General features: G+C 36.5%; 12 protein-coding genes. 3 read left to right on the forward strand and 9 right to left on the reverse strand.

Annotated elements, in window-relative coordinates:
* Positions 1-256: 256 nt before the first annotated feature.
* Entirely contained in the window at positions 257-1,582 is a 1,326-nt protein-coding gene (mobQ, locus tag H0247_RS19055; protein ID WP_180743933.1) for a MobQ family relaxase, read from the forward strand.
* Positions 1,583-1,695: 113 nt separating this feature from the next.
* On the opposite strand, the gene H0247_RS19060 is transcribed toward mobQ, so the two are convergent.
* Positions 1,696-2,358 carry a glyoxalase-like domain protein gene (locus tag H0247_RS19060; RefSeq protein ID WP_180743934.1) on the reverse strand — a complete coding sequence of 221 codons (663 nt, stop codon included), beginning with the start codon at positions 2,356-2,358 and terminating at the stop codon, positions 1,696-1,698.
* Between the two features lie 144 nt (positions 2,359-2,502).
* Positions 2,503-3,057 carry a DNA-directed RNA polymerase subunit beta gene (locus H0247_RS19065; RefSeq protein ID WP_180743935.1) on the reverse strand — a complete coding sequence of 185 codons (555 nt, stop codon included), beginning with the start codon at positions 3,055-3,057 and terminating at the stop codon, positions 2,503-2,505.
* Between the two features lie 635 nt (positions 3,058-3,692).
* On the opposite strand from H0247_RS19065, the gene H0247_RS19070 reads away from it, so the two are divergent.
* Complete coding sequence (locus tag H0247_RS19070; protein WP_180743936.1) at positions 3,693-4,070, forward strand: hypothetical protein; 378 nt, start codon at positions 3,693-3,695, stop codon at positions 4,068-4,070.
* Positions 4,071-4,159: 89 nt separating this feature from the next.
* Here the strand turns inward: H0247_RS19070 and H0247_RS19075 are convergent, their stop codons facing one another.
* Both H0247_RS19075 and H0247_RS19080 read right to left on the reverse strand, forming a co-directional pair.
* The gene (locus tag H0247_RS19075) at positions 4,160-5,083 is read right to left on the reverse strand and encodes a hypothetical protein (RefSeq protein WP_180743937.1); all 924 of its coding nucleotides are present in this window, start codon (positions 5,081-5,083) and stop codon (positions 4,160-4,162) included.
* A gap of 162 nt (positions 5,084-5,245) precedes the next feature.
* A complete protein-coding gene (locus H0247_RS19080; RefSeq protein ID WP_180743938.1) occupies positions 5,246-5,773 on the reverse strand; it encodes a hypothetical protein in 528 nt (175 codons plus the stop codon).
* A gap of 353 nt (positions 5,774-6,126) precedes the next feature.
* On the opposite strand from H0247_RS19080, the gene H0247_RS19085 reads away from it, so the two are divergent.
* Positions 6,127-6,669: a hypothetical protein gene (locus H0247_RS19085; protein ID WP_180743939.1), complete on the forward strand. Its 543-nt coding sequence runs from the start codon at positions 6,127-6,129 to the stop codon at positions 6,667-6,669.
* A gap of 6 nt (positions 6,670-6,675) precedes the next feature.
* On the opposite strand, the gene H0247_RS19090 is transcribed toward H0247_RS19085, so the two are convergent.
* The 5 genes from H0247_RS19090 to H0247_RS19110 all read right to left on the reverse strand — a co-directional run bounded on the left by H0247_RS19090 (position 6,676) and on the right by H0247_RS19110 (position 9,486).
* Positions 6,676-7,425, reverse strand: coding sequence for a hypothetical protein (locus H0247_RS19090; protein WP_180743943.1), 750 nt, complete (start codon positions 7,423-7,425; stop codon positions 6,676-6,678).
* 744 nt (positions 7,426-8,169) lie between these two features.
* Positions 8,170-8,409, reverse strand: coding sequence for a DNA-binding protein (locus H0247_RS19095; protein WP_180743940.1), 240 nt, complete (start codon positions 8,407-8,409; stop codon positions 8,170-8,172).
* A 68-nt stretch (positions 8,410-8,477) separates the two neighbouring features.
* Positions 8,478-8,780: a hypothetical protein gene (locus H0247_RS19100; protein ID WP_180743941.1), complete on the reverse strand. Its 303-nt coding sequence runs from the start codon at positions 8,778-8,780 to the stop codon at positions 8,478-8,480.
* A gap of 72 nt (positions 8,781-8,852) precedes the next feature.
* The gene (locus H0247_RS19105) at positions 8,853-9,137 is read right to left on the reverse strand and encodes a hypothetical protein (RefSeq protein WP_180743942.1); all 285 of its coding nucleotides are present in this window, start codon (positions 9,135-9,137) and stop codon (positions 8,853-8,855) included.
* Between the two features lie 148 nt (positions 9,138-9,285).
* Complete coding sequence (locus tag H0247_RS19110) at positions 9,286-9,486, reverse strand: AlpA family transcriptional regulator (protein ID WP_049594956.1); 201 nt, start codon at positions 9,484-9,486, stop codon at positions 9,286-9,288.
* Positions 9,487-9,872 lie beyond the last annotated feature (386 nt).

Genomic DNA, 9,872 nt, shown 5'->3' on the forward strand with positions numbered 1-9,872 from the left:
TATTAGGCGAAGTCATTTAGATTGCGCCGCTTAATCCGGCGTTTTGTTTTACAGGCATTAACATATTTCGTATTAATTAAGTAGGGGTTTTACATTGTTAGAAAAAACAATGCCCACTTATACACTCACTTCGTGAGCGTGTGGGCCCTACCGGGGGTTGCCTGCCGCAGGCTAAAAGCAAAACCAAGGTCAAGACATAGAGTTTTTCTTGCGAAAAACTAACAGCAGCATAGTTATATTTGAGGGTATTTATTATATGGCGATTTTTCATCTGGAGTTTAAAATTGTGAAACGTTCTGAGGGTATGTCTTCCTGTAGGAAGGCTGCCTATCATGCACGTTGCAGAATAATAGATGATCGCACTGGCAATACCTACGATTTCAGCCACCGAACAGATTTATTCCATCATCTGATATTAGCACCTATTTCCGCACCTGCTGATATTTTCGAAAACTCAAGCTCCTTGTGGAATGAAGTTGAAAGGGTTGAACGTCAGAAAGACGGACAAACAGCCCGTTATTTTGATGTGGCTATTCCCTGTGAACTGAACAATGAAGACAAGATAAAACTGGTCGTTGAATACTGTCAGAAAAATTTCGTCGATAAAGGAATGATTGCCGATATCGCATTCCACGATTTGGATGGCAATAATCCACATGCGCATGTGATGTTGACATTAAAACCGATCACCGCTAATGGCTTCGGCAAAAAAGAAAGAAGCTGGAATGACAAGAAAAACGTAATCCTTTGGCGTGAATCATGGTCTGTGATTGCCAATCGCTATCTTACTGCTGCTGGCAGCAATGAGCGTATTGATCATCGCTCTATTGATACCCAATACAATGAAGCACTCGAAAATGCCGCTATTACCCTGAATGTCGAAGAAAAAGCGTTATGGCTCGCCAAGGCAACAGCAACCAGCCGTTCCCCTATGCAACGTGTTCATCGTGCCAAGTGGAACAGCAAAAGCGTTCAGGAAAAACGTGCTGCTGAACAGGCTGTTCGTGATGAGATGAAACAAGAAGCTCAGGCCACATATAGTGTCTTCAAAGATTTAGATCTGCAGATCGTTGTTGACCTCAGAAGCTTCACCGTGTCCGAACTGCCTGAGCCTGTTGAAATCGTATTGCCTGAAATACAACCTCGAACAGAGTTCTCTGAAACAGGTTCGCAGTCGTCATCATCCGAAGAACAACAGCCTGTTCTGGTTGCCCCTGCGCCTCATACACGCACGAAATTGAAAACCCCCTCCTCTTCAACTGCCAGAGCGGTTAAACGCGCTCCTGTTAAAAGTAAGAGAAAGCAGGTTAAACCTCGTCAGGATGGTTTGTTCAAGCGTTTTACCCTACTGGTGGTTGGATACATAAAAGAGAAATTCATCTGGGCCAAGAAGAAGCCTGTTCCGGTTCCTGTTGAGGCTGACCACGATAAGCGTATTGCCGAAAACTATGTGTTTGATGAGGTGCTGGGGATCTATGTTTCACGCGCTGAACATGAGAGACGCACAAGGTTTAACAGTGACACTTATAGTCCAACCAAGGATGAGATCTCACTACTTCCAAGTCGTCCTCAACACATATAAAAAAATAGTATTCAATATTATACTCCTAACTTAACTATCACGAAAAATCTATTTTTACTTCAATTAAAACTATCCAAACAGCCTATAAACATTAATTAATATAATAATCACCATCAATAAATAATTGTTAATGGGGTTTCAGGGTAACATATTATTTTTTTATTCTGCTTACCATAATCAAATGTAAGAATAATGTTATGCACTTCTCCTTGATTTATTTCGACACCCTCAATTTTTTTCATTGCATCCGCCGAAAGAGAGAGCGGGTTTATTGTTGGTATGCTTAATTGAATGCCAGTCAACTCTCGAATCCCGCAAGGATGATTAAGCGGTTGACGTTTTTCTTCTTCAACTTGATCTGGCCTCCCAGAAAAGTCCAAAAAAAACCAAAGTGGTTCATTGGGTGTCGCAATCCCCACTTGTATAGAATAGCCATCAGGTAAATAGCTTGGTTGATACTGCCAGTGAGGAAAAGTGATTGATTCCCCCTGTCTCGTTGGACGACAACCTATACCAAATGGAGAATATAACTCATTCTTATCCACTAACCTCTTAACAATATCGAGTTTTGGAGATGTTCTTTTATTCTTATGGGTATATTCGTCAAGATCAAGATAAATAAACTCAAGAAATATGTTATTGAAAAAGAAACGACGATTGGCTGTTCCTTGTCCGAGATGTCTATTACAAGATCCTTCCAATATGCCATTTTCAACTAAAAAATCGGCAATAGGCGCGTTATGATCCGAGCAAATAAATATATGATCAATTTCCATTTATTAAATACCTAAAATAATTAACATGCTCACAATTACAACTTTAATATTTTATAAAAAAGCAAATACTGATATTTATCAAAAGATTCTAAATGAACAGCCCTGCAAAGGGCTATTCACAAACAACTTGCAACGAGAGTAAGTTTATTTTGCTTTCCAGCCGTTATTGGTTTTCACCAGAACAATTTTGGCTTCTTCTGGTTCAGCCATCCCCTTGACGCCAGAGAACGCATTTTTATCAACCCAGCCCGGAACGCCATCGAGCTTCCACGTATAGGTCACTTGTGTAATTTTAGCGCCAGCGCCATCACTCGGTTCAGTCCAACTTTTAACCTCAGTGACGATACGATGACCGACACAGGCACCTTCCTCATGGTTCCAAAAATCAACCTCTTGTCCTTTGTCTGTTATCTCTAATACATTAACGCTACCAAATCCGTTAGGTTGCTGCGAAACATTGAGCAGCCCCTGTTCAACAAGCCCGTTCAGGATTTCATCGCTGGCATTGTATCCAGCAGAACGATAGCCATGATTAACCTTTACTGGAAAACCTTTGTTGAAAGCAAAGTCATTGTTCTGAAGTGAGTAGCACACCTTTGATTTTGAAATTTTCGCGTTAATCGCCTTCTCAAAGTCGCCTTTCTCCCCACATCCCGCCAACAAAAGAGCTACAGAAGCAACGAGCAAAATCTTCTTCATCTTCCTATCCATCCTGATAATCAACAATGCTGTTATGTAGAGGTAGTCTGCTGCGCACCTGTAGTCGTTAAAGCTTGTTCTTACTGGCATAACGCAGCAAAACCACCTGATTAACCAATTGATAGGATTCAATTATTTTTGTGGGCCGTCATATCGTTTGTAACGATCAAAATCAAAATAACGATAGTTATTAACTATCATTAAATATATATCGATCGATTAAATCAATTAAACCACCGATCGAAAAAACATTATTAATAGCTATAAACTATCAATATCAATTTATCGATCTAATTTACCGATCATTTTCTTGCCAGATGAATCGTTACTGGATAAAGTGAACAGAAGGCTCACTGGACCGTTTATGCGCTGGTTTGTAGGGATAGAACGTCAAACCCTATGACCAATAGCCAGCACTGTTCTATGTCCTTGGCGTAGGTTTTATTAATGCAACATCAGGGAAAACAGCAGTGAAGGATGCCGCTAGCTGATTAGATAAAAAAATCACAGGCTTTTAATAAGCGGCTTTCTTCACCACTAATTAACATGGCCTATTTCACTGGACAGCAGCAACACAACGCTGGTCCCGGTTTCTTCACGCCTATTTTTACGTTTACTGTTTATATGGAGTTAACATGAAAAAACTGTTTATCGCTGCATTGGTGATCCTGCCTCTTACCGCTTGCACCACCTATGGCAACAAATCCCTTAAAGCCGAAACCCAACAAACCGTAAAAACTAAAATCGTTAAGGGGAAAACGACCCAGCAAGATGTTATTAACGCATTCGGGGAGCCACAAACACGAGCTACCAATGATGCTCAGGAAATGTGGTCCTACTCCAGTATGTCAGGCGAGAGCCAGATCTCGAACTATATTCCCGGACTGGCCCTGCTGAAGAACAGCAACACGGCGCATATGAACTCCCTCGAAATCTGGTTCAAAGGGAATGTTGTTGACCGATATAATTTCAGCCAGACGGCGAGTAAGGTTTCGCGTGGATTGTTGGATTAAAGGAAAGAAATAATCACATATAATAGTCACATAATTTAATATTGGCAGAAAAAACCTGCCAATATCTAAATAAAAATTTATATTATTTATTACATTGCTGCGAAATCAACTTCGTACTTGTATGAAATTACATCCTCATCAGTATTTTCAATTTTTAATTCTGTATTTGCTGACATTATATGTGTCTGTAATTTTGCTCTAGCTGAGATATCTGCCGAGAAAACAGATTTTGAAGTCATCTCAACAGCGGCTCTAGTGCAACCACCAATCTCCCTAGCAAGAATTAAGGACCCCCACTGAGGTTCAAATGGTAACCATGAATACTCTTTTTTATCTAGTAGGTCACCACTAACCCATTTTTTACCAGCCAGTTCAAACAGTCTTGATTCGCCTTCAAAGTTTTGCTGATTAGATTGACTATTGATTCCAGAACCTACTGAAAACGGTACACTTGCTGAAGCTTCGACATTAGTCTCGCATTGAATGTTTTTATTATTAAATTTATTAGTCGTTTTAATTATTTTTATTCTAGTTGCACCTAGATTTATTAATACCTTCAAAAGCTCAGCTTCTCTTTCTTGTAGCAAAAGTTGTTCATAGTAGTCATCAGGTATATATAAACTCTCTTTTTCAGAATTTATTTTTTCTAAAGGATGAAGTCTATAAAAAAGACCAACAATTGGATGTCCGGGGGGGAATTTAAGTTTCCTATCCTTCGTTTCCTCAATAGTTAATGAATATTTATTCAATGCTCCATCAATGATTTTAGCTTGTTCTTTAGTAATTGTTATGTCACCATTATTTTTGTTAGAGAATAGATTAAAAACCATTGGGCTAACAGTGGCAGCGACACCAATTAATTTTATTGGAAGGTAGTTAATTGTTAGCGCAGCAGCACCAGCCTTTAATAAAAAGTCTGAATACGATATTTCTTTACCTTTATTTTTATTCTGAATTTCTGAAATGTATGATTCTAAGTCATATTTTTTCTCAATTATATATATTTTTTCCATTTTCATTCCAGTAATAACCATTTGAATATACCACGTATTACTATCACAAAATAAATCTCAAAAAAAGACAAAGTGTTTATTTATGATCTACGGATCAATAACCTAGCATATAAATAAAAAAAGACTAAAGATTTACGTGATACTACCGATAATATCGGGTCATTACTTAGCATTGTTATACAATGCAACAGCGATCTTAAGTCTATCAACAGCCTGAGATAACGCCTCATAGAGATCGCCAGAGTCTTCCAGTTCGGATAAGAAGACATCTTCTGTTATGGCTTCACGCAGATCCTGTAGGCCAAGTGCATTCATCAATGCGGATTCATCTGGAGCATTAGCTTTTACCCTACCGCAGTAATAGTAATCATCCAGAACACTAACGGGTGTGTTGGGATGCTGACTGTTGTAGGTTTTGGTTTCTGACATCAGTAAGCTTATTGTTTCTTCGCTGACTTGACTGAGTTCAGAAATCAATCTCCCATACACATTTACCATTCGTTCCTTATCGCAATCATTTACTGATTCAGACAGGAAGAAAGAATGGTAATCTTTGACATAGATGTTATTGTTGTTTTCGAGGGTAAGCTTTATCCCACATTCATTCTCTTCAACATATTTAACAACACAAGTCATAAATGGTATTTTATCATTAGTATTAAATAGTGTGATGATTTTAATATTAGTCATTTTTTATTTTCCTTTTTGTTTTATTTTTAATACCATGTTTATTATAGGAAAATCAAATTTAACTCATGTAAATAATACGTTACCCAGCGTTTCAATATGAAATACCTTCGTGTAGCTCTTTTACTCAATCACTGAAAATTATCTTTGTGAATACCCCTCATCATGAATATGATCTCAGTCGAATAACTACTTTGTTAATACAAAATTTGCCTTCTCTCCGCATTCGAATCGATATGCTATTTTTTATAAAAATAAAACTTTCATTCTTTGTTTTACCTTTTATTTTAAAGAATATTGATGTAAGATATGAACGTAAAAAATATAACTAATAAAATATATACGGACAAGAATTTATGATTAACAGAGATTTTCAGCATCTAAATGGACTGTTAAGTGATTTTTTCTCTCAAAAAAACATTCAACAAAAACTACATATCATTCATGAACATAAAATAACCGGATGGGAAATTTGGTTGCAAGTTGAATTTGCGAATATGTTGGCAAATACTGAACATTTATACTGGCGAGAACAGATACTTGAGTTTGATTATCGTCAAAATAAAGAAAAATATTATTTCCGCCCAGATTTTCTACTACGTAAAAAAGGATGGGTACAAGAAAGATACATGGCAATTGAATTTAAGCAGAATCCTAATCCAACAACTTGTGTTAAGAATATGGCTAGCGATCTGAAAAAAATCGGTCAGATGCGAAAATCCGAACTAGATCTTCGCAGTGTCTGGGCTGTTGGTATCACAAAGGTAATAGAAAATGATCAGCTTCATTCACTTGCTGAAACTTACCTTGATAAAAAATACTATCAAACCAAAAATTTTAATAAACATATCCAGCACTTCCCAATAGGAAATACGCCCTATTGCTACATAATAATGTGACTAATTTTAAATACTGTCCCAATCTAATGGTTCTTCTGGTGGTAAAAGAGTGGTATATCCATCCATGCTTTTACTCATCATTTCCCCTTGGGACTTTTTAGCCTGTAATCTCGCGATTAACAAATCTATGTCTTCTTGGTTATTCACGTCTTCTATGACTGACTCAATTGACTTGTTTTTCCCTTTAACACTTTCATTACCGCCACCATTTCTGACCACACTTTCCGGTTGTTCTTCCATTGTTTCTTTCTTTTTTATAATCTCTGAAACAAAGCGAGCACGATCACCATTGAAGACAATAGCAGGGTTTATAAAATACCAGTTTTTTTCATTGGTTTTAGCAATGATACGTTTTTCGATAAGTTCTTTTACTCCTCTGTAAAATATTGATTCAGATAAAACAAAGTGATCTATCTTTTCCGCAAGAGACATTGCTTTTTTACAACTCAGGTAAAAATGATCTTTTCCTATCGCATCCTGATATATTCGTAAAAATATGAAAAACACTTTGTATGCTGTTTTCGTGAGATCAAAGTATGCTTTTATCTGAGAGGTATAGAGTTTAATGAACTCTTCTTTATCGACCTCTTGCGTATGCACGATATTGGCGAAGTAGCTTTTACCTGTATCTTTCTTTTCTATAAGTTCTGTGCCTCGTGAAACGGTCAGATTTTTCTTTCGTGTTTCAATCTTTAGCTCGGTCTCAAAGCAAAAAGGGTTTAAGCCTAAATCCAAGTCAACTTCCATTTCTTTAATCATATTATCACCTTTTATTATTTTATTTATAATAAAGTAAATACCATACATGAAACAGATATCAAGTTTTTTGCATATTTTTTTGCGAAAATATTTTATAAATCGCAAGTTTTCCCGTGACGATGATTTAAATCACTGTCATTTTTTAGCGTAAAAATGATATAAGAACTGACTACATAGTCAGAAAAACTTACTGTGTAGTCAGTAATGCTGACCATAGAGTCACTAATACTGACCGTATAGTCAGTCGTTGTTTTCCAACACAAGCCTTATACCCCAAGGGCTACAGGCCGTTTTTGTCTTAACTTAATTTTACAAGAAGTAAGAGATAATACTTAAGAGGATTAAAAGAAACCGGGCGATTTTTATGATCGCCGTACAGGGTTTCTAATAATTTATTGCTAATTATTCCTTTCTATTTAACTAAAATCTTTTTTTGAAAATCCCCACCATCTATGAGCTAACGCTCATGTGCTGACGCAAGGCTACGCCCTAATGCTGACATACAAATATTTTTCATATTGGATTAAAAATTTATCGAAGCAGCACTTGGTGATTGTCGCCAACAATCACTTCGCTGGACAGGGCTTGCCCCTGTTAATGATGGATTTTTCATTAATGATCGTGGCGATAGCCACTTATAACCAAATGTAAAACTTAAATATTAATAACTATCAAACTTTCGCAAACACCGATTTTACTAATTTTCGATAGAACTTAATGAGCATATTTTTTATAGACTGGCTACTGCCAGTCACATAGTTCCTGTGGTGAAATACCATCACGCGCCATCAACTTGAGGAGTCTTTTCATCTTTAGCTTACGCACCTTATTTTTACCAATCTCCTGATAATGCTCCTCACGCCGCTCCTCTACCACTTTTCGAAACTTCTTCAATAGTTGATTCAGTGTTTTCATATCAGTAGTAGCGGCTTCAGCTTGGATTTTTTTATACATAAACATAACGTGGAACTCATCAATCATCAGTTTTCTCCTATTGTCATAAATGTTTTTACCTGCCCCTTACGGGGCAAATATATCTTCAAAGGAAACTATAAAGATTTATGAACAAATAAATACGAATGCCTTACCAACAGATTAGCGATAACCTTAAGATCAACCTCGTCAATATCCACATTATTTCCTTCTCTCTGTGTTAAACTCTCAAAGTTATTTTTAATATGCATTATCACGCACATGATAGTTGCACTCATAAAATCATGATCACTAATATACTCTCTTATATCCCCATCGTGATCATTTTGTAAACTGATCCAACTTGCCTCAAACGATCTTTTAGCAAGATCAAGGAACAGTTTTGTAGATTTGTTTTTAACTTTATTATTTTTAGACATAATTAACTCTCACTTTTATATGATTATTTAATATTTGGTTTATTTTCAGCCCCAAGAAGGGGCCAAATAGATTTACATATAGGCTAACACTAAAGCTTTGGTATGCAGCGTCATTACCTCCATTCTCACCCCTTCAAAATCGATAAGATAGCGCTTATTTTTGGCTACACCCTTTTTAGCTCGTTCGATTACTTGGTCATAGACTGTTTCCATATGATGATTATCAGTAAGTAAATTAAATGCCTCTTTTGGCCCTTTTTTGACTATATCCCAATAAATACGGTAATACTCTTTCATTGCTAATAGTAGAAACATCTCAGTAGCGATCCTATCAAAACCATTATTTTTCTTATTCATATATTTTTCCTTTTCTTTGTTTATAGTGTAAAATACCCTGCATTATTAATGCATCAATATTTTGGTTTTTATTTTATAGTATTGTAAAAAACACAGTGTTTAACGTTTTACATAAAACCTCCTCATCGCATTAATAGTGTATTGTTCATTAATCAGCGTGTTTACGTGAAAACTGAATAATATTCTCAATCCATTCATCGATTTCACTTTCAACAAAAGCTCTGGCTCTTATGCCAATCTTTATCGGTTCTGGGAATACACCCCTGCTAATAAGTCGATAAATCCATGCTTTGCTATATCCTGTTTTATTCATCACTTCCGGCAGGCGAATAAGTCTTCTTGTTGTCATATATTTCTCCGTTGTTGTTTTGATGAATGTAGTATCTGCAGATCGCTTATGACGTTCAAGCCTCGGAAAATCAGAATTGAACTTGAATTGAGTGTTTTTCATACAAAAATAGATGAGATGGCGAGAGAGCTGTCACTGGGCGGGGTGTAGAGCGATTTAGCAATAAGTGCTATTTATTTTGCTGTTATAAGGTATTTTATAACTTTCATATTAATCAATTAGTTAATCAATATCAGTTTAAATTCTGACTTAATTCTTATCTGCTTTAGCCAAGAAAAAGGGCTATGCCTGTTAAGACATAGCCCTTCTTTCATCAGCAGTTATCCTTACCCACGCTGATTAAACGCTCCCTGCACCACATTGCTTCCGTTTTCAAGGCTTACCAT

It is taken from the genome of Pectobacterium sp. CFBP8739, assembly GCF_013449375.1.
In the GTDB taxonomy this organism is placed as follows: Bacteria; Pseudomonadota; Gammaproteobacteria; order Enterobacterales; family Enterobacteriaceae; genus Pectobacterium.

Excerpts from the sequence above, each read along its gene's own strand:
- H0247_RS19065 (WP_180743935.1), bottom strand. The coding sequence starts at position 3,057 with ATGAAGAAGATTTTGCTCGTTGCTTCTGTAGCTCTTTTGTTGGCGGGA.
- H0247_RS19075 (WP_180743937.1), bottom strand. The coding sequence starts at position 5,083 with ATGGAAAAAATATATATAATTGAGAAAAAATATGACTTAGAATCATAC.
- H0247_RS19060 (WP_180743934.1), bottom strand. The coding sequence starts at position 2,358 with ATGGAAATTGATCATATATTTATTTGCTCGGATCATAACGCGCCTATT.
- H0247_RS19105 (WP_180743942.1), bottom strand. The coding sequence starts at position 9,137 with ATGAATAAGAAAAATAATGGTTTTGATAGGATCGCTACTGAGATGTTT.
- H0247_RS19085 (WP_180743939.1), top strand. The coding sequence starts at position 6,127 with ATGATTAACAGAGATTTTCAGCATCTAAATGGACTGTTAAGTGATTTT.
- mobQ (WP_180743933.1), top strand. The coding sequence starts at position 257 with ATGGCGATTTTTCATCTGGAGTTTAAAATTGTGAAACGTTCTGAGGGT.
- H0247_RS19100 (WP_180743941.1), bottom strand. The coding sequence starts at position 8,780 with ATGTCTAAAAATAATAAAGTTAAAAACAAATCTACAAAACTGTTCCTT.
- H0247_RS19070 (WP_180743936.1), top strand. The coding sequence starts at position 3,693 with ATGAAAAAACTGTTTATCGCTGCATTGGTGATCCTGCCTCTTACCGCT.
- H0247_RS19110 (WP_049594956.1), bottom strand. The coding sequence starts at position 9,486 with ATGACAACAAGAAGACTTATTCGCCTGCCGGAAGTGATGAATAAAACA.
- H0247_RS19095 (WP_180743940.1), bottom strand. The coding sequence starts at position 8,409 with ATGATTGATGAGTTCCACGTTATGTTTATGTATAAAAAAATCCAAGCT.
- H0247_RS19080 (WP_180743938.1), bottom strand. The coding sequence starts at position 5,773 with ATGACTAATATTAAAATCATCACACTATTTAATACTAATGATAAAATA.